Origin of the sequence: Streptomyces sp. MMG1533 (assembly GCF_001279775.1) — a bacterium.
GTDB lineage: Bacteria > Actinomycetota > Actinomycetes > Streptomycetales > Streptomycetaceae > Streptomyces.
In genome coordinates, this window is record NZ_LGDG01000269.1 from 25,038 (window position 1) to 43,022 (window position 17,985).

General features: G+C 70.4%; 17 protein-coding genes. 6 read left to right on the forward strand and 11 right to left on the reverse strand.

Annotation, left to right across the window (positions count from 1 at the left end):
- Positions 1 to 112 precede the first annotated feature (112 nt).
- The 4 genes from ADK57_RS41260 to ADK57_RS41275 are packed head-to-tail and all read left to right on the forward strand — an operon-like array spanning position 113 to position 4,818.
- Positions 113 to 1,801, forward strand: a complete 1,689-nt coding sequence (locus ADK57_RS41260; RefSeq protein WP_234390571.1) for a hypothetical protein — start codon at positions 113 to 115, stop codon at positions 1,799 to 1,801.
- 11 nt (positions 1,802 to 1,812) lie between these two features.
- Positions 1,813 to 2,556 carry an ABC transporter ATP-binding protein gene (locus ADK57_RS41265; RefSeq protein WP_199830797.1) on the forward strand — a complete coding sequence of 248 codons (744 nt, stop codon included), beginning with the start codon at positions 1,813 to 1,815 and terminating at the stop codon, positions 2,554 to 2,556.
- Positions 2,553 to 3,770: an ABC transporter permease gene (locus ADK57_RS41270; protein WP_053754874.1), complete on the forward strand. Its 1,218-nt coding sequence runs from the start codon at positions 2,553 to 2,555 to the stop codon at positions 3,768 to 3,770. The genes ADK57_RS41265 and ADK57_RS41270 overlap by 4 nt, the downstream gene beginning before the upstream one ends.
- Before the next feature lie 10 nt (positions 3,771 to 3,780).
- A complete protein-coding gene (locus ADK57_RS41275; RefSeq protein ID WP_053754875.1) occupies positions 3,781 to 4,818 on the forward strand; it encodes a hypothetical protein in 1,038 nt (345 codons plus the stop codon).
- 94 nt (positions 4,819 to 4,912) lie between these two features.
- Here ADK57_RS41275 and ADK57_RS41280 read toward each other — a convergent pair whose 3' ends face one another.
- The 11 genes from ADK57_RS41280 to ADK57_RS41330 all read right to left on the reverse strand — a co-directional run bounded on the left by ADK57_RS41280 (position 4,913) and on the right by ADK57_RS41330 (position 16,638).
- The gene (locus ADK57_RS41280; protein WP_053754876.1) at positions 4,913 to 5,608 is read right to left on the reverse strand and encodes a response regulator transcription factor; all 696 of its coding nucleotides are present in this window, start codon (positions 5,606 to 5,608) and stop codon (positions 4,913 to 4,915) included.
- Between the two features lie 67 nt (positions 5,609 to 5,675).
- Positions 5,676 to 6,410, reverse strand: a complete 735-nt coding sequence (locus ADK57_RS41285) for a PH domain-containing protein (RefSeq protein WP_053754877.1) — start codon at positions 6,408 to 6,410, stop codon at positions 5,676 to 5,678.
- 149 nt (positions 6,411 to 6,559) lie between these two features.
- The gene (locus tag ADK57_RS41290; protein WP_053754878.1) at positions 6,560 to 8,629 is read right to left on the reverse strand and encodes a pectinesterase family protein; all 2,070 of its coding nucleotides are present in this window, start codon (positions 8,627 to 8,629) and stop codon (positions 6,560 to 6,562) included.
- 192 nt (positions 8,630 to 8,821) lie between these two features.
- Positions 8,822 to 9,709 (reverse strand): hypothetical protein, encoded by an 888-nt coding sequence (locus ADK57_RS41295; RefSeq protein ID WP_053754879.1) that lies wholly within the window; start codon positions 9,707 to 9,709, stop codon positions 8,822 to 8,824.
- 162 nt (positions 9,710 to 9,871) lie between these two features.
- Positions 9,872 to 10,813 carry an aminoglycoside phosphotransferase family protein gene (locus ADK57_RS41300; RefSeq protein WP_053754880.1) on the reverse strand — a complete coding sequence of 314 codons (942 nt, stop codon included), beginning with the start codon at positions 10,811 to 10,813 and terminating at the stop codon, positions 9,872 to 9,874.
- 58 nt (positions 10,814 to 10,871) lie between these two features.
- Complete coding sequence (locus ADK57_RS41305; protein WP_053754881.1) at positions 10,872 to 12,329, reverse strand: HAMP domain-containing sensor histidine kinase; 1,458 nt, start codon at positions 12,327 to 12,329, stop codon at positions 10,872 to 10,874.
- Positions 12,326 to 13,063, reverse strand: coding sequence for a response regulator transcription factor (locus ADK57_RS41310; RefSeq protein WP_053754882.1), 738 nt, complete (start codon positions 13,061 to 13,063; stop codon positions 12,326 to 12,328). Before ADK57_RS41310 ends, ADK57_RS41305 begins: the two co-directional genes overlap by 4 nt.
- Positions 13,064 to 13,168: 105 nt before the next feature.
- Positions 13,169 to 13,351 (reverse strand): hypothetical protein, encoded by a 183-nt coding sequence (locus ADK57_RS41315; RefSeq protein WP_053754883.1) that lies wholly within the window; start codon positions 13,349 to 13,351, stop codon positions 13,169 to 13,171.
- Between the two features lie 33 nt (positions 13,352 to 13,384).
- Positions 13,385 to 14,599, reverse strand: coding sequence for a S1C family serine protease (locus tag ADK57_RS41320; protein ID WP_053754884.1), 1,215 nt, complete (start codon positions 14,597 to 14,599; stop codon positions 13,385 to 13,387).
- Positions 14,600 to 14,741: 142 nt separating this feature from the next.
- The gene (locus tag ADK57_RS41325; protein ID WP_078973622.1) at positions 14,742 to 15,764 is read right to left on the reverse strand and encodes a LacI family DNA-binding transcriptional regulator; all 1,023 of its coding nucleotides are present in this window, start codon (positions 15,762 to 15,764) and stop codon (positions 14,742 to 14,744) included.
- 94 nt (positions 15,765 to 15,858) lie between these two features.
- Positions 15,859 to 16,638 (reverse strand): winged helix-turn-helix transcriptional regulator, encoded by a 780-nt coding sequence (locus ADK57_RS41330; protein WP_053754886.1) that lies wholly within the window; start codon positions 16,636 to 16,638, stop codon positions 15,859 to 15,861.
- A gap of 180 nt (positions 16,639 to 16,818) precedes the next feature.
- On the opposite strand from ADK57_RS41330, the gene ADK57_RS41335 reads away from it, so the two are divergent.
- Positions 16,819 to 17,691: an alpha/beta hydrolase gene (locus ADK57_RS41335; RefSeq protein ID WP_199830794.1), complete on the forward strand. Its 873-nt coding sequence runs from the start codon at positions 16,819 to 16,821 to the stop codon at positions 17,689 to 17,691.
- A gap of 37 nt (positions 17,692 to 17,728) precedes the next feature.
- Positions 17,729 to 17,983, forward strand: coding sequence for a MoaD/ThiS family protein (locus ADK57_RS41340; protein WP_053754888.1), 255 nt, complete (start codon positions 17,729 to 17,731; stop codon positions 17,981 to 17,983).
- Positions 17,984 to 17,985 lie beyond the last annotated feature (2 nt).

The window sequence follows — 17,985 nt, forward strand, 5'->3', positions numbered from 1 at the left end:
TAGGTGAGGGTGTCACACCGTCAGGGCCCGGCGGTGTGACACTTTTCGCTGCGGTGCCGCAGCGAATTTGTAGGAGGACGACGCACGGGGGCGTTCGGTGAAATTCGGTTCGGTGACGCGTGGCGGAAAGCTGGCGTCCCGGTTGGCCGGGGCGGCGATGTGCGCCGCTCTCGTCACTTCATGTACATCCACATCTGATTCCGATGAGTCCGCGCGGCGTGAATCCGCCGCCGCCCGGCAATTCGACGTTCTGGTCAGCAAGCAGAACGGCTACTACTACCACCCGTTCCTGCGTGAGCAGCCCGCCGGCCCTCAGGCGCAGTCCTATGCGCTGCGGACGCTTTCCGAGCTGGGCCGTGATCCGAAGACGAGCGCGGCTTCGGCACAGGTCGCGTCGATGCGCGGGGAAGCGCTGGAGACCTCCCCTCTCTGGGGCCGCGACTGGCTGATCCCGCTGCGGCGGGCCGGCGCCGGCACCGCGCTGGGCGCGGGCGACACGGCAGCCGTGAACAGGCTCCGGGCCAAGGGCGGCTGGTACGTCGACTCCGCCCTCGGCGACGACAGCGACGCGGCACGCCTCGGCGGCACCTGGGCAGCCCTCGAAGTGCTCGACGCCCTCGGGGCGCTGGACGACCTCCCGGCGGCGGACCGGGCCGTCACCGTCTCCTGGCTGCGCTCGCTGACGACGCCCACGACGAAGCCCCTGCCGCTCGACGAGGGCAGCGCCCTGGCCCGCTCGCTGCAGCTGCTGCACGAACCCGTCCCCGACGCTGTCACCCGGATCGCCGCGCCGCGCACGGACGACTTCGCCGACCTCACGCCCGACGCCCGGGCGACCAGGCTCGACGACACGTACAGCTACACGCTGATCCAGGAGGCCGCGGGGAAGCGGCCCGGCGTGAACCGTCAGGTGTGGGAGCCGGTCCTCCGGGACGGCGCCGCGACGCTCCCGTACGAGCAGCTCTACGAACTCGTCCACGTGCTCGAGGCGGCCGGTTCACCCAAGACCGTGTTCGCGCCGGTGCTGAAGCGGCTCGACGGCGAACGGCTCGACGACGGGACGGTACGCGACCCCGACGCCTACATCGGCAACCCGGACGCCTCCCTCTTCGTGCAACGCCTGCGGGCGCTGGCCGGCTGGTCGAGGAAGGACCCCGGACTGCTGGCGGCCCTCGGGCGCGAGGAGAAGTCCGACGACGCCGGCCAGGAAGGCGCCGAGCGGCTGACCCGGGCCGCCCTGCGCAAGGTCACCGCGGGTGGCGGCACCGGCGAGCAGGCCGAGCAGCTGTGCGCCGACCCGCAGGTGCTGCCCGCCACCGTGACCGAGCAGAACGCCACCCAGTGGCAGCGCACCACCCTCAACTGCACCGATGCCGGGGCCCCGACGGCCGTACCGAAGATCGACACCTGGAGCCCGGACACCCCGGACCGGGTGGTGGCGGCGGCCACGGTCGCCGTCGGACTGGCCGACGGCGGACGTCGTGACAGCATCCCGTCCTGGATCACCGCCGACACACTGCGACACTGGGCGCAGAACCCGGGCCGGTTCACCTCCGTCTACACCTACGCCCTGGTCGTACGGGCGTATTCGCTGCTCGGTGGCGCACTGGACGCACCGATCCGCGAAGCACTCGGACGCGGCATCACGCCGTACCAGGGCTGTCCCGGGTTGCCCGGCCTCTACCAGGTCGGCGGCGGGGACCCCGCCTGCGATCTCAAGACGACCTGGGCCGTGTGGACGCTGGACCGTCAACTGCACGGCGCCATGGGCTGGTTGCCGGCCCCGAAGAACGGAAAGTGAGCGAGAGTTCGGTGAACGCACTGCTGCGGGCCGAGGGTGTGGGCAAGTCCTACACCCTGCGCGGAAGGAGGGTCGACGTCCTGCGCGAAGTCGACCTCGCCGTGAGAGGCGGCGAGGTCACGGCCCTCGTCGGCCACTCCGGCTCCGGGAAGACGACCCTCCTGCACATCCTCGGGCTGCTGACCCCGCCGGACAGCGGCCGGGTGTATGTCGGGGACACGGACGTCTCGGGCCTGGGCGACGGGGCACTGGCGGATCTGCGCCGCAGTCGGCTCGGATTCGTCTTCCAGTCGTACAACCTGCTGCCACAGCACTCGGCGCTGCGCAACGTCGTCCTGCCGTACGTCGGCCGCCGGGCAGAGGGCGAGGCACGCGCGCGTACGTTGCTGGAGCGGGTCGGCCTCGCGGAGCGCGCCGACCATCTGCCCGGCGAACTCTCCGGCGGCGAGCAGCAGCGGGTGGCGCTGGCGCGGGCACTGGTCAACGACCCGCCCGCGGTACTGGCCGACGAGCCGACCGGCAACCTCGACTCGGAGAGCGAGGACGTGCTGCTCGGGCTGTTCCGCGAACTGGCCGACGAGGGCCGGGCGGTGCTCCTGGTCACCCACAATCCGGCGGTGTCGGACTTCGCGGACGTGGTGCACCGCTTGGAGAAGGGTGCGTTCACGCAGGTCGCGGCGGAGCCGTCCGTGACGGCCGAGAAGGCCACCGGCGAGCGGGCCAGGGCCAACACGCGGACGGAGAGCGCCGAATGAACGTCTTCAGTCTGGCGCTGGCCAACGTCCGCGCCCTGCGACGCCGCCTGATCGGCCTCGCGGCCCTGGTCTCGGTCGCCGCCGCCGTCTGTCTCGGCGCGCTGGGCATCGCCGACAGCGCCCAGGGCGTCACCGACTCGGGTGTCAAGGAGAGCAGCGCCAACCGCAGCATCACCGTCGACCGCCCCGACTCCCGCCCCGACACCCCGCAGCTGACGGACCGTACGGCCGCCCGGCTCGCGAAGCTGCCGCACGTCGAGTCGGTCCAGCACCGGGCGCAGGTGTCGTTCGGCGTGCTGACCAAGGCGGGCGACACGGTCCTGCTGTACGCGACGACCTACCGTCCCGCTCTCACCCCGCCGGTCACCAAGTCCGTCCGCAAGGACCTCTTCCCGCTGAAGCCGGGCGAGATCGTGGCCCCGGCCGCGTCCCAGGGCGTGGACCTGAGCAAGCTGGTGGGCCAGGAGATCGACATCGAGACCACCCGCTTCGTACGGCAGGGCGAGGGCACCGGGGTCTCCGGCCATGCCCGCCTGGTCGGGGTGTACGACCCGACCTGGCAGCTGGACAACCCGGACGCCGCGTACGCCGCCGACGCCACCGTGGTCAAGTGGGCCGCCCAGCGTTCCGGCGAGCCGGAGAAGAGCTACCTCTCCACCATCGGCTACGACCAGCTGACCGTGGTCGCGAAGACCGCCGCGGATGTGCCGGACGTGACGAAGTCCGTGCAGAAGCTGGGTTATCCGGCAGTCACCCTTCAGCAGCAGCTCAACGCGCTGCCCGGGGTCCTGGAGATGATCAAGGTGGTCGGGCAGGTGCTGCTCGGGGTGCTCGGGGTGCTGGCGTTCGTCGGCGCGGTCACCGTGACCGGCGCGCTGTCGCGGCAGCGGGCGCAGGAGATCGGCATCCTCAAGGCGGTCGGATTCCGTACGAGGTCCGTACTGACGATGCTGGTCACCGAGATGGCGCTGGTCGGAGCCGTGGCCGCACTGATCGGCACCGTGCTCGGCGCGGCGCTCGCCGGAGGCGCCGCGGCCCTGCTGCGCGGCAGCGCGGACCTGGCGCCGTACGTCAAGGGCTGGGTGCTGCTGCCGTCGGCGAGCACCCTGCTGCTTCTCCTCGGACTGACGGTGTTGGTGGTGGCGATGGGTTCGCTGGCCCCGGCACGCAGGGCCGCGAGGATGTCCCCCACAGATGCAATGAAGGACTGGTGAGCCACCCCCCATGGCACGTTTCACGACACGGCACCCCCTGTTTCTGTCCGCACTCGCCGCCACGGCCGTACTGACGACCGCCTGCTCCGGCCCCGGCGGCGTGGACCTGGGCAAGGACTGGAAGGGCTCGACCACCTTCGTGCTCGCCAAGGTCGACGGCCTGGTCACGGTCGTCGGGATCAACCCGGACAAGGCGCACGCCGAGAGCCTCGCGGTCGTCCCCCAGCAGGCCGATGACGACGACTCCGTCAGCCCGCAGATAGTCGAACTCGCCGACGGCCGCAGGCTGCTCACCGTGCCGCGCAAGGGGAACAAGCCCGACCGGCGTTACGAGCTCGACCGCACGGACCACGTCCTCGACGGCATGAAGGCCGACGAACGGCTGCGCCGGATCCTCCCCGGCAAGACGCTGGTCGCCGAGGTGGCCGGACTGCCCGACACGAAGTCCGCGCAGGACACCACCGCCTCCAGCGTGCTGGTCAAGAACCCCGCGAACTGGACCACCGAGCGCGAGCTGAAGATCCCCGGCACCATCGGCCTCGCCGCCTCCGATCCCGCCGCGGACCGGATCTGCCTCGCCGGCGACACAAAGGTCTTCGCCGCCGACCTCACCACCGGCAAGGTGGCGCCGGTGGCCGTGCCGAGCGGCCTGGACGTGCAGAACCTGGCGTGTCCGGGGGGCCACCCCGTGATCGTGGGCGCGTCGGGCACGTCGGATTCCCCGGGCACGGTGAAGGCGACGCTGAAGCGCACCGACGCCGCGACGACGGTCTCCGTCACCGGCGGCCGTGTCGACGCGGTGGCCACCACCGGCTCCTCGCTCCTGCTCGCGGCGGCGACGGGCGACGACACCGAGATCGTGGAGCTCGACACCACCACCGGCAAGGAACTCCACCGGGCCCGGGTCAAGGGAGTGGCGGCCTCCCTGGACGTCACCGCCGGCTCGGCGGGCTGGCTGCTCTACACCGAGAAGTCGGTGACCCGCGTGGACCCGGCGACGGGCCGCACGAAGACCTTCGACCTGCCGGGGACGCTGCTGGACAGCTGAGCGGCTCGAGCTCCCCGGCGCTCGCCCACCCGGTGCGCGGGGGAGCCGCCGGGGCCTGGCACGCGTCGTTCCCGACTCACGCGTCGTTCCCGACTCACGCGGCGCGCAGCGCGTAACCCAGCCCCCGCACCGTCCGAATGAGCCGAGGCCGCCCGCAACGCTCCAACTTCCGGCGCAGATACATCACGTACACGTCCAGCGTGTTGGAGGCGGGCTCGAAGTCGAACCCCCAGACGTCCTTGAGGATCCGGGACCGGCCGAGCACTCTCTCCGGATGCCGCATCAGGTACTCCAGCAAGGCGTACTCGGTCGGGGTGAGGTCGAGGGGGCGGCCGGCGCGGGTGACCGTACGGACGCGGGGGTCGAGGACGACGTCCTGGAAGGACAGCCGGTCGTCGGCCTCTACGGCGGGCACCCGCGGGGCGCGCCGCAGCAGGGCCCGCACCCGGGCGAGGAGTTCCTCCGTGGCGAAGGGCTTCGTGAGGTAGCCGTCGGCGCCGTTGTCGAGGGCGACGATACGGTCGCCCACGGCGTGCCGACCGGTGATCATCAGGATCGGCACGGTGGACCCGGACGCCCGGATCCGCCGGGTCGCGGCCAGGCCGTCCAGCTCCGGCATGGTCACGTCCATCAGCACCAGGTCGGGAGCGTCCTCCGGTACGCCGATCAGTTCGAGGGCGGTACGACCGTCCCCGGCAAGCACCGTCTCGTACCCCTCGAACCTCAGCAGCCGCCCGACCCCCTCTCGCACGGCCTCGTCGTCGTCGGCGAGCAGAATCTTCCGAGCCATCCGTCCAACGTGCGGGGGAGGGCTGTGGTGGGGCTGGCAGACGGATATGGGTGCCCTGCGGATCCGGTTACGTCTCGCGGAGGTGGGGTGGCACCTGGGACTCCCAGCGCCAGTTGAGGAACGCGGCCAGGGCGGCGAAGGAGGCCAGCGGGATGCAGAGGAGCAGAAGGGCGGGCCGGGGCTGCTCGCCGGTGATCAGCTGGATGATCAGCACCGCCAGCATTCCGAAGAAGACCACGAAGGCGCCCGCATAGGCCCGCCACCAGGCCCTTCGATGCCCCGCCCGCCGCAGGATCCGCGCTTCCACCTCCGGACGCCGGTCCCATGCCATGCCCCGGTGCCGGGCGACGACGGCACGCAGCTCCGTGACCTCGGTGTTGACAGCCTCCAGTTGCAGATCGTCGAGGTGGGGAAGGAGCATGCGCCGACCGTCGGTGTCGTACAGGTAGGTGAGCTGCTGCGGCTGGAACATGCCGTTCCTGTACGGGTTGGCCTCGACCCGGATGTCGTAGACCTGGTGCCAGGCCCGACGGCGCACGCCCACGCCGAGCCGTACGGCGATCCCCTCCGCTCCGACGAACGTGCGGGCACGCCTGTGATGCCGCACCCCGCACACGACGAGCAGCACCGTGAGTGCGGCCATTGCCGGCTTGACCCACGCCGGCAGGCTGGTACTGCGCGTCAGCTGATAGACGCCGTTCAAGGCGAGGAGACCGAGCAAGACGAACCAACTGCGGGGCATGGATCCGCGCCGCCCGTACTCCCGCTCGACCCCGCCGCTGACACCGCTGCCGTCGCTCATCCACGCCCTCCCGAGCCGCGCGAACAGATGCGCGACCGGGGAGATCGTACGGTCAGTGGTTCCGAGAAGCTCCCGCGCCGGTGGAGCGTGGCCGACGCCGATGCCCCTCACCCCCGCGGACAGGCCGGGGATGAGGGGGAAAGCGGACGTCAGGAAGCCGAAGGCGTCCAGTCGCCCAGCCAGTCGGCGATCTCCTGACCGGTCGCCTGGGCGTCGGTCAGCTGGGGACGGTCGGAGCTCGCGGAACCCGCGCCCGCGCCGGTGTTCTTGTACTCGGCGAAGCGGTCGTCCTTCCAGGAGAAGCCGCCCATGTCGGACCAGGGGGTCGACTTGATCGCGGCGCTGAGGCTCGTCTCGCGGACCGTGGTCTGCGGGTCGACCGTGGTGTCGCCGCCGGGGTGCCAGTTGCGGCCGAGGAAGAAGGTGGCGGCGGAGACGTCGCCGTTGACCGTGGAGCGGCTGATCAGGAGGCCCTTGCGGTTGCCGGGGGTGCTCGGGGCGGTGATGTAGCCGGCCGAGGTGCCGTTCCAGCGCTTCTTGAGCGTGATGATCGACCGGTCGATCACCGCCGTGGCCCGGCCGAAGATGAAGTCGACGTTGCCGGTGATGTAGGAGTTGGTCACGTACACGCGGCCGAGCTTGTCCTTCGCCGCGGTCTCCAGCTCCAGCGTGTCCTGGTCGCCGTTGACGATCAGCGAGTCGAGGACGACCTTGTCGGCCGTCGTCAGCAGGGCGACCGCCTGGTGCCCGGACAGGGACTGGTTGGCCGCCTCGTCGAAGTCGTTGGTGACGGTGAGGTTGCGGACCTGGGAGTCGTCGGACTGGACGGACATGGTGGCGCTGCCCGGCGTGCCGTACGTCCCCGAACCGTCCGGCTTCTGCATGCCGGCCGCGTTGCCGTAGACGATCACGGTGTCCTTGCGGCTGCCGCCCGCCCCCTGGATCGTCACGTGCGGCTTGTTGGAGGGAACCTTGACGACCTCGCGGTACGTCCCCGGCTTCACGGAGATGACGACCCGCGAGGGGTTGTTCGCCGGTACGGCGTTCACGGCGGCCTGCACGGTCGAGTACTGCCCGCTGCCGTCCTTGGCGACGGTGAGGGTGGTGGCGGCCGCGGCGGTCGTCGAGGCGGTCGTCGTGCCGATCGAACTCCTCGGCCCCACCCCGGACTTGAGCAGCGCCGGCACGTCCGCCGTCTTGTCCAGCGTGTAGGCGTAGTACGACTTCGGGTCGAAGGCCGTACCACCGCTCTCGTTGCGCCCGCTGGTCCCGACGAAGGTGTTGCCCTTCTGGACGATGCTCGCGGTGCTGTCCTTGATGACGGGGTTCTTCATGCCCTGGAAGTAGGAGTTCTCCAGGACCATCTTGGTCGCGCCGCGCGAGTAGTTGCCGTAGGAGGAGTTGATGTCGGTGCCGGCCACGTCCTCCAGGAAGTTGTTGTAGAGGTGCGCGTGGGCGGCGTTGTCCGTCGACGGGTTGCGCTGCTCCGTCTCGCGGACCCAGTTGTGGTGGATCGTGATGTCGGTGACGACGTTCTCGGTCCAGCCGATGCCGAAGGCCTTGTTGTCCTGGCTGAGCTTGTTCCAGGACACGGTCACGTTCGTGCTGTCCTTGCGGACGTCGATCAGCCCGTCGGCCATGTGCCGCAGGTCGTTGTGGTCGATCCACACGTGGTGGGCGCCGTCCATCTGGACGGCGTCGAAGTCGTGGTCCTTGTCGTTCCAGATGCCCTGGTAGGCGTCCCGGATCGTGAGGTTCCGGATGATCACGTTGTGGACGCCGGAGCCGAGGAAGAACCCGCCGCCGACGATGTGCCCGGAGGTCCCGGCGCCGACGATCGTCTTGTCGGAGGCGACCTTGATCTCCTTGCCGACCGGGTCCATGTTGATGGCGGCGGCGACGACGATGACGTACGGCTCGGCGGCGGTGGCGTACTTCTCCAGATCCGCGAGCGTCTTCACGGTGACCGTCTTGCCGTCCCGGCCGCCGTAAGTGCCGTTCTGGTCCCGGGCGTTGACGGAGGCGAAGCCGTCGGCGGTGGCGGTCGCCCAGGCGGGCGCGGCGGTGGCCGCGGAGGCCGTCCTCTGAGCGCCCTCGCCGAAGACACCGAAGTCCGTGCCGTAGGCGAGGGTTCCGGCGGCGGTCAGCGCCAGGGGGACGCCGACCGCCAGCGCGGTCTTCCTCCTGCGGTGGCGGGGCTTGCTGCGGGTTTCACTCACGAACGCATCCGATCGAGTCAAGTGACGGGAGGATCAAGTCACTTGTCTGTCGGAGCCGATGGGGAAAAGGTTGCCGCGCCGGTCCGGATCAGGGGACCCGGGTCCGGGCCTGGAACCAGACCCGGGCCTGGACCCAGACCCGGGCCCAGACCCGGGCCCGGACCCGGACCCGGACCCGGGCCCGCGCCCGAATCAGGCGCAGGTCTTCGGGTCCAGCTTCTGTTCCCACTTGTCCTCACGGCCGTCGGGCTGGCCGTTGGGCAGGAGCTTGTCCGAGGTGCCGTCGATGTAATACCCGTAGGAGTAGATCGTCTTCCAGCCGGCGTCCCGGCCGCGCCAGGTGGACACCGTGGCCTTGTTGCCGTTCCCCTGGTCCCAGCTGTAGTCCTCCACCTGGAAGATCGGGTTGACGCGCACCACGCGCTGGTACGGCGTCCAGGTCACGGCGACCTGGGTGCACGGCGGGATCGTCTTCTCGCTGCGGCGCTCGAAGGACGAGGTCTTCTCCCAGCCCCACTCGTAGCTGAAGCTGCCGCCCGCGGTGCCCGAGAAGATGCTCTTGGCTATGGAGAGGCTGATCGAGGCGCCGACGCTCTTCTTGGCGAACGTCTTGGTGCTGTAGCTGCTGACGAAGGTCTCCTTGTCGTCCTTCGAACCCCGGTTGCCGATCCAGGGGGAGACGCGGACCGACTCGCCCTTGGTGGACCAGGTCGAGGCCTGCGCGTAACCGCACCAGCCGCGGAAGACCTCCCACGGCCCGGCGGGTACCCACAGCGGGGCGACGTCCCGGAGGTACTCGTCGTGGGTCTTGAACTCGCCGGTCTGGACGTTGTAGGCGCCGTAGACGCCGGTCAGGCTGGTCTCCTGGCTGCAGAGCCGCTCGATCATCAGGTCGGTGTCGCCGGGGTCCGTGCCCCGGATGTTCATCGCGCCGCCCGGACCGCTGCCGGCCGCCTGCGCGGAGCCGGTGCCGGCCAGCAGGCCGGTCAGGGCGAGGGCGGTGGCGGCGGTGATCAGGGCGCTCTTCTTGGTGCTCTTCTTGGCGCTCTTCTTGAGCGTCGATTTGCGAATGAGTCGCATGGGGGTTGGCTCACTCCCGAGTGCTGTGCACGGGTGCCGATGGCACCTGTCTGACAGCCAGGAAGGTCTCAGAGTACTCACGGGTAGGGGCAAAGATGCGGTAGGGATGACAGGACATTGACAGCCGGCAGGGCTGTCTGACGCCCTTTGTCCGTTTCCGCTTCACGTAAGCAACTGCGCCAATTCGTCGGCGAACCGGACGAGCCAGTCCCGCTGCCGACCTCCCCGGGCGACCCGGAACCCGTGCCGCCGCCCGTGGAACGCGGTCTGGACGGCGTGGAACTGGGCCCAGCGCCGGACGCGTTCGCGGTCGAGCTCCGCGGACTCGGCGAAGACGTCCAGGGCGCGGTGGGCGGCCTTGGACAGGTCGTCCGCCTGGAGAAGGGCCAGGGCACGTGACTTGAGCAGGGTGCCGCCGTCGTAGGCGGGGTCACCGGCGTATCCCTTGGGATCGACGGCCAGCCACGGCTCACGGTCGGCGCGCAGGATATTGCGGGCGTGGAGGTCGCCGTGGACGAGGGTGTCCGGCTGGACGCGGCCCAGTTCGCGGACGGTCGCGAGGGCGGCGTCCAGCGTGCGGGGCGGCATGGTGTGCGCCAACTCCCGGGCATCGGTGCGCAGTTCCCGCTCCCAAGTGTCGGCCCGGTCGCGCAGCCGGGGGAGCTCGGGCGGCCCGGTCGGCGCGGGCACGGCCAGCCGACGGTTGAGCCGTCCCGCAACGGTCACGATCTCGTCCTCGTCACCGGCCTCGCCCTCCGCCAGGGTCTGCGTCCGCGCCCGCTCCAGCAGCATCGCGAACCGCTCGTCGTCCCGCTCGTACAGCAGGACGGCACCCCGCCCGCCCCACGCGGCGAACGCGTCGGGCTCATGGACGTTGCCGGGATGGGGGAACGACACCTTCAGCACGACGGCCGCTTCACCGTCCCGCCGCACCGGGACGATCACGCCGACGCCCCCGTGCAACACCTCACGGGAGTCCGGCACACACCCCCAGCGCCCCAGTAACTCCTCCACGATGCCGGGCAGTTCGGCCAGCCAGGCCGCTCCCTGCTCGCCCTCACGCTCGACGGTGCTCCGCGCGAATGTCTCCGGTACGGCGATCATCCGGGCACCTTAAGGGAGGTGGGGAGGCAGGGAGGCCGGAAGCCGTCGTACGGAGGCGCTATTGCGGCTCGGCGGGAGGCGCTGTCGGCGCCCCCGGCAGTCGTACGGTCGCCACCGTGCCGCCGCCCTCCGCGCGGGCCAGCGTGACCTCGCCGCCGGCCTGTTCCACCGTGCGGGCGACGATCGACAGGCCGAGGCCCGAGCCCGGGAGGGCCCTCGCGCTCGGGGAGCGCCAGAAGCGGTCGAAGACGTGCGGGAGTTCCTCGGCGGGGATGCCCGGGCCGTGGTCGCGGACGGTGAGAACGCCGTGGGCGAGCTGCACCTCGACGCTGCCGCCCTCGGGGCTGAACTTCACCGCGTTGTCCAGGATGTTGACGACCGCGCGCTCCAACGCGGCCGGTTCCGCCCGTACGAACCAGGGCTGGAGGTCCGCGGTGATGGTCAGCTCGGGCCCACGGAGCCGTGCCCGGCGCAGGGCCGACTCGACGGCGTCCTCCATCGCGACCACCTGAAGGCGTTCGCCGCGCTGTCCCTCCGAACGGGACAGTTCCTGCAAGTCGCCTATGAGGGCGGCCAGTTCGGTCATCTGCGCCTTGACGGAGGCGAGCAGTGCCTTGCGGTCCGCCTCCGGGATGGGGCGGCCGGTCTCCTCGCTGCGGGTGAGGAGTTCGATGTTGGTTCGGAGGGAGGTGAGGGGGGTGCGGAGTTCGTGACCGGCGTCCGCGATGAGCTGCTGCTGCAGCTCGCGGGAGTTGGCCAGGGACGACGTCATCGAGTTGAAGGAGCGGGAGAGGCGGGCGACCTCGTCGTCGCTGTCGTCCTCGACGGGGATGCGGATGCTCAGATCCTCGGTGCGGGCCACGTGCTCGACGGCCTCGGTGAGCTTGTCGACCGGTCGGAGACCGGCCCGGGCGACCATGAGGCCGGCGGCTCCGGCACCGACGACTCCGACGCCGGAGACGAGGAGCAGGATCAGGGCGAGTTCGTTGAGGGTGGACTGGGTGCTCTTCAGCGGTACGGCGACGACGAGCCCGACGTTGGGTCCGGCCTCCCCGGTGACGGTAGTGGTGGCACCCAGCGGACGGGTCATCACGCGGACTTCGTTGCCGTCCTCGTCGGTGCCGTTGCGGAAGTAGATCCGGCTGATGTCGCCGTCCTTGATCTTGTCCTTGTCGGACTGCGTGACCTTGACCGTGCCCGTGGAGTCGTCGGTGACACAGATCTTTCCGGTCTCCGTCACCACCTGGGAGTAGTTGTTCCGGAAGAAACCGTTGCCCTGCGGGGTCGCGGAGCAGTTGGCGAGGGCGGTCTGGGCCTGCTGGATCTGCCCCATCTGCCCCGGTCCCTTCATTCCCCTCTGCAGATCGCTGTTCAGCTGGTCGTACAGCTTCCCCTGCACGATGAACCAACAGGTCACCGAAACCGCCGCCACGGCAAACGCCACCGCGGCAGCGACCAGCATCGACAGCCGCGCCCGGATCGGCAGCGTCCGGAACCGTCGTACAACCCTGTTCACTCCGCCCCGCCCTGCCTCAGGACATACCCCACGCCCCGAACCGTGTGCACGAGCCGCGGCTCGCCGCCCGCCTCGGTCTTGCGGCGGAGGTACATCACGTACACGTCGAGGGAGTTGGAGGAGGGCTCGAAGTCGAAGCCCCAGACCGCCTTCAGGATCTGCTCACGCGTGAGGACCTGGCGAGGGTGCGCCATGAACATCTCCAGCAGCGTGAACTCGGTCCGGGTCAGTTCCACCGGCCGCCCGGCACGGGTGACTTCCCGCGTCGCGAGGTCCATGCGCAGATCCGCGAAGGTCAGCGCATCGTCCACCTCGACCGCGCCCGCCCCGGCCGCCGCCGCGTACGAGCTGCGGCGCAGCAGCGCACGGACGCGGGCGAACAACTCGTCGAGTTCGAAGGGCTTGACCAGGTAGTCGTCCGCCCCCGCGTCCAGCCCCGTCACCCGGTCGCCGACCGTGTCACGGGCCGTCAGCATCAGGATGGGGGTGGTGTCGCCCGCACCGCGGATCCGGCGGGCGGCCGTCAGGCCGTCCATGCGGGGCATCTGGATGTCGAGGACGACCAGGTCGGGCTGGTAGGACGTCGCCTTCTCCAGGGCGTCGGCGCCGTCGACCGCGACCTCCGTGTCGTAGCCCTCGAAGGCGAGGCTGCGCTGGAGTGCTTCGCGCACTGCCGGCTCGTCGTCGACGATCAGGATGCGCTGGGTGTCACGGTCGCCATCGGCGGGGCTCATGGGCTTCGAATTCCTCGGGTGCGGTGGGACAGGAGGGCTGAAACTACTGAACGCTTTCAGCCTCGCATGGTTCCCGGCTGGCGCTGAAGGAAGAGTCGGGTGAGATCAGCCCCGAACCGTACGGCGGCGGCTGCGGGCGGCAACCGCGCGGCGCCCCGCGCCGTGGGCGGCGGCCACTTCGGGCGCCCGCGTCGTCTCCGGCGCGTGCAGCTCGTACGCCACCTCAAGGGCCAGGGCGAAGCCGGCCGGGTCGGTGCCGGCCACCGTGTGCGAAACCTGCTTGATCATGACGTACTCCCTACGGACTGGGTGGGGTTGGGCTCAGCTGTCGGAACCGCCGGCCCGCAGCGTGGCCAGGTCGGACTTGACGGTGTTGATCGGGATGGCGAAGCCGAGGCCCACGCTGCCGGCGCTCGACGAGCTGGTGGCGTCGGCGGCCGAGTACATCGCGGAGTTGATGCCGACGATGTTGCCGTTCATGTCGATGAGCGCGCCGCCGGAGTTGCCGGGGTTCAGCGAGGCGTCGGTCTGGAGCGCCTTGTACGTGGTCGTCGAGGAACCCGTGTCGCCGTTGAACTGCTGGCCGCCGAACTCGAACGGCCACTGGCCGCTGCCGCCGCTCTGGCCCTGGCTCTGGCTCTCGTCGGTCGAGACCGTGACGTCACGGTCCAGGGCGGAGACGATGCCGCTGGTGACGGTGCCGGTCAGACCCTCGGGGGAGCCGATCGCCACGACCGTGTCGCCGACCTGGACGCCGGAGGAGTCGCCGAGGGTGGCCGCGGTCAGGCCGGAGGCGTTCTCCAGCTTGATCAGGGCGAGGTCCTTCTTGCTGTCGGTGCCGACGACCTTCGCGGTGTACGTCTTGCCGTCGCTGGTGCTCACCTTGATCGAGGAGGCGCCGGAGATGACGTGGTTGTTGGTGATGATCTCGCCGTCGCCGGTGATGATCACGCCGGAGCCGGTGGACTCGCCGGCGTTGGAGGTGGCGTTGATCTCGACGATGCTCGGGCTGACCGCCTTGGCGACCCCGGCGACCGTGCCCTTGTCGGCGGACGGGATCACGCTGGTGCTGGTGCTGCTGGTGGCGACCGTGTCGTTGCCGGTCAGCTCCTGGATGCCGTACGCGGTACCGCCGCCTATGGCCGCGGCGACGATCGCCACGGCGGCGAGCAGGGCGAGCGGGCCCCGCGTGCGCTTCGTCGGCGCGGGCGCAGGCGCCGCGGGCTCGGCGGGGACCGCCGTCATCACGGCCGTACCGCCGCCGTTGCCGTCACCGCCGCCGTAGGCACCCGCGGCCGCGTATCCGGCCGGCGTGGACGCCTGCGAGGCCTGGGACGGCCACACGGTGGTGCCCGGCTCGACGGTGACCGGCTGCACCGGCTGGTGTGCCGGCGGGGGCGGCCACTCGGGGTTCACGGGGGAGGAGGCGTGCTGCTGGGGGTACGCCGACTGCAGGGGGTCGGGAGTCTGCTCGCCGTGACCCTGGTACTGCTCGGGGTTCTCGTACTCGCCGCTGCGGCGGAAGCTCTCGGTCATGGCAAGTAGCTTGTCCGTCGACCATGAGAGCTCCCTGAGCGCTCCCTGAGAAGCCCGGCAGAACCTCGTTCGTCCGATGTAAAGGCGTCTCTCGCAGCTCGGCGACGTCTCTCAGAGAGCCCTCATAAAGGCTCTCGGGACCTCACAGGCAGCCGCAGGACCGCCGGACCACCAGCCGCGACGGAAACACCTTCAGCCGCTCCCGCCGGGACCCCGCCACCCGCAGCCCCTCGTCGAGTACGAGGTCGACGGCGGCGCGCGCCATCGCGGAGCGGTCCGAGGCGATCGTCGTCAGAGGCGGGTCGGCGAGGGCGGCTTCCTTGATGTCGTCGAAGCCGATGACCGCCAGCTCGCCCGGCACGTCGATACGCAGCTCGCGCGCCGCGCGCAGCAGGCCGATGGCCTGGTCGTCGGTGGAGCAGAAGATCGCGGGCGGGCGCCGGGGACCGGAGAGGATGCCCAGGGCTATCTCGTAGGCGTCGTAGCGGTTGTACGGCGCCTCGAAGAGCCGGCCCTCGGTGGGGACGCCGGCCTCCTCCATCGCGCGCCGCCAGCCCTCGACGTGGTCGGAGACCGGGTCGCCGACCGCGGGGGTTTCCGCGGTGCCGCCCATACAGGCGACGTACTCGTAGCCGTGCTGCAGCAGATGGGTCACGGCGAGGTGGGCGCCGCCCAGGTCGTCCGTGACGACGGCGACGTCGTCGATGGCCTCGGGCCGCTCGTGCAGGAGGACGACGCGGGCGTCCCAGGCCTCGATCTCGGCGGCGGCGTTGTCGTTCAACGCGTGGCTGACGAGGATGAGCCCGGAGACGCGCATCCCGAGGAAGGCGCGCAGGTAGTGGACCTCGCGCTCGCCGATGTAGTCGGAGTTGCCGACGAGTACCATTTTTCCGCGCTCGGATGCGGCCTGTTCGACCGCGTGCGCCATCTCCCCGAAGAAGGGCTGGCGCGCGTCCGGCACGATCAGGCCTATGAGATCCGTGCGCCGGGACGCCATCGCCTGGGCGACCCGGTCCGGCCGGTACCCCAGTTCCTTGATCGCGGCGAGGACACGCTCGCGCGTGGCCGGGGCAACCGGCCGGGGTCCGTTGTTGATGACATAACTGACGACGGCAGTGGACGTCCCTGCCAGCCGCGCCACGTCATCCCTGGTTACCTTGGCCACGCGCGGAGTCTACGCGGATGGACCCGCTCTGGGCAGGGCGTCAAGCAGGCTCCCTGTGCGGAAGCGGTGCCCGGCCCGAGCGTCCGTGCGTCCGTCATGCTTCTGCCGGGATCTCCGTGCCGTCCAGGGCGGCCGCCTCGTCCGCATCCTCCGGCTTTGACGGGGCCGACTTGGCCTTCGCCTCGTCCGTGGTGCGGTCGGCCTTCTCCGGAGTAACGAATCGATAACCGACGTTCCGGACGGTCCCGATGAGCGACTCGTGCTCGGGTCCGAGCTTGGCGCGCAGTCGTCGTACGTGCACGTCGACCGTGCGGGTGCCGCCGAAGTAGTCGTAGCCCCAGACCTCCTGCAGCAGCTGTGCGCGCGTGAAGACGCGGCCCGGGTGCTGGGCGAGGTACTTCAGGAGCTCGAACTCCTTGAAGGTGAGGTCGAGGACGCGGCCCTTGAGCTTGGCGGAGTAGGTCGCCTCGTCGACCGACAGGTCGCCGTTGCGGATCTCCATGGGGGAGTCGTCGTTGACGATCTGCTGGCGGCCCATGGCCAGGCGCAGGCGCGCCTCGACCTCCGCCGGTCCGGCGGTGTCCAGCAGGACGTCGTCGATGCCCCAGTCGGCGGTGACGGCGGCGAGGCCGCCTTCGGTCACTACGAGGATGAGTGGACAGCCGGGCCCGGTGGACCGCAGCAGCTGGCACAGGCTGCGGACCTGCGGGAGGTCGCGGCGTCCGTCGATGAGGATGACGTCGGCACCCGGGGTGTCGACGAGGGCGGGGCCTTCCGCCGGAGCCACTCGCACGTTGTGCAGGAGCAGGCCGAGGGCGGGAAGCACCTCCGTCGACGGCTGGAGGGCATTGGTCAGGAGCAGCAGAGAACTCATACGTCTGGTTCCTCCTCGGTCCCTGCGAGGACGTTTGCGGCACTGCGGCACTGCGGACTGCTCTGCATTCCCGGGGCCCCGTACACCTGCGGTTTTCCGCTTCGTATACAACGCGTCCGAAAGCACAAAAGGACCCGGGGGCTACGCTGCCCGAGTCCTCTGCTTAGGAGAATAGCCCACATGAGCACTGGTCGGGCAGGTCATGTGGCGCGTTCCACCGTTCGTCCGTACTCCGAGACGAGCAGACGCGCACCTTTCCGGACGTTTCTGCACACGGCCGACGGCATTTCCATTGATTCCGTATACGACCCGGGTGCGGTCGTATACGACGCCGGAAGGCCATCTTCCCGTGACCTCGTGTTCGTGATCGCGCACGGGTTCACCGGCGATGTGGACCGCCCGCACGTACGCCGGATCGCGCGGGCGTTCGCCCAGTACGGGGCCGTGGTCACGTTCTCCTTCCGAGGCCACGGAGCCTCCGGCGGGCGCTCCACGGTCGGCGACAAGGAGGTGCTCGACCTCGCCGCCGCGGTGGAGTGGGCACGTTCCTTCGGGCACGCGCGCGTGGCCACCGTCGGCTTCTCCATGGGCGGCTCGGTGGTGCTGCGGCACGCGGCGCTGCATTCGCCGGAGGGATCGGGGCGCGAGGGGCGCACGGAAGCGGGAACGGATGCGGTGGTTTCGGTGAGCGCTCCCGCCCGCTGGTACTACCGGGGCACGGCCCCTATGCGCCGCCTCCACTGGCTGGTAACCCGCCCCGAAGGCCGCCTGGTGGGCCGGTACGGGCTCCGGACGCGCATCCACCACCGGGAGTGGAACCCGGTGCCGCTGTCCCCCGTGGAGGCGGCGCCCCGGATCGCGCCCACCCCGCTGCTGATCGTGCACGGCGACCGGGACGGCTACTTCCCGCTGGACCACCCCCGCATGCTGGCCACCGCCGCCGGTGACCACGGCGAACTCTGGCTGGAGCCCGGTATGGGGCACGCGGAGCACGCGGCCACCGACGAGCTGCTGGCCCGGATCGGGGACTGGGTGCTCTCGCGGCCGGGCTAGCCTGACCGTGTACACCGCCGATTGATTGAGGAACCCGATGGCAAAGGTCACGGTGCGCTACTGGGCCGCCGCGAAGGCCGCGGCCGGGATCGCCGAGGAGTCGTTCGACGCGGCGACGCTCGCAGAGGCGCTCGACGCCGTGCGCGGGCGACACCCCGGCGAGCTCGTGCGCGTCCTGCAGCGATGCTCGTTCCTCGTCGACGGTGACCCCGTGGGTACCCGCGGACATGAGACGGTTCGGCTGGCCGACGGCGGCACGGTCGAGGTGCTGCCGCCGTTCGCAGGAGGGTGACG

What these genes read in the sequence shown, in the direction of transcription:
- ADK57_RS41270 (WP_053754874.1), top strand. Translation starts at nt 2,553, where the DNA reads ATGAACGTCTTCAGTCTGGCGCTGGCCAACGTCCGCGCCCTGCGACGC.
- ADK57_RS41275 (WP_053754875.1), top strand. Translation starts at nt 3,781, where the DNA reads ATGGCACGTTTCACGACACGGCACCCCCTGTTTCTGTCCGCACTCGCC.
- ADK57_RS41280 (WP_053754876.1), bottom strand. Translation starts at nt 5,608, where the DNA reads ATGGCTCGGAAGATTCTGCTCGCCGACGACGACGAGGCCGTGCGAGAG.
- ADK57_RS41285 (WP_053754877.1), bottom strand. Translation starts at nt 6,410, where the DNA reads ATGAGCGACGGCAGCGGTGTCAGCGGCGGGGTCGAGCGGGAGTACGGG.
- ADK57_RS41295 (WP_053754879.1), bottom strand. Translation starts at nt 9,709, where the DNA reads ATGCGACTCATTCGCAAATCGACGCTCAAGAAGAGCGCCAAGAAGAGC.
- ADK57_RS41300 (WP_053754880.1), bottom strand. Translation starts at nt 10,813, where the DNA reads ATGATCGCCGTACCGGAGACATTCGCGCGGAGCACCGTCGAGCGTGAG.
- ADK57_RS41310 (WP_053754882.1), bottom strand. Translation starts at nt 13,063, where the DNA reads ATGAGCCCCGCCGATGGCGACCGTGACACCCAGCGCATCCTGATCGTC.
- ADK57_RS41315 (WP_053754883.1), bottom strand. Translation starts at nt 13,351, where the DNA reads ATGATCAAGCAGGTTTCGCACACGGTGGCCGGCACCGACCCGGCCGGC.
- ADK57_RS41320 (WP_053754884.1), bottom strand. Translation starts at nt 14,599, where the DNA reads ATGACCGAGAGCTTCCGCCGCAGCGGCGAGTACGAGAACCCCGAGCAG.
- ADK57_RS41330 (WP_053754886.1), bottom strand. Translation starts at nt 16,638, where the DNA reads ATGAGTTCTCTGCTGCTCCTGACCAATGCCCTCCAGCCGTCGACGGAG.
- ADK57_RS41335 (WP_199830794.1), top strand. Translation starts at nt 16,819, where the DNA reads ATGAGCACTGGTCGGGCAGGTCATGTGGCGCGTTCCACCGTTCGTCCG.
- ADK57_RS41340 (WP_053754888.1), top strand. Translation starts at nt 17,729, where the DNA reads ATGGCAAAGGTCACGGTGCGCTACTGGGCCGCCGCGAAGGCCGCGGCC.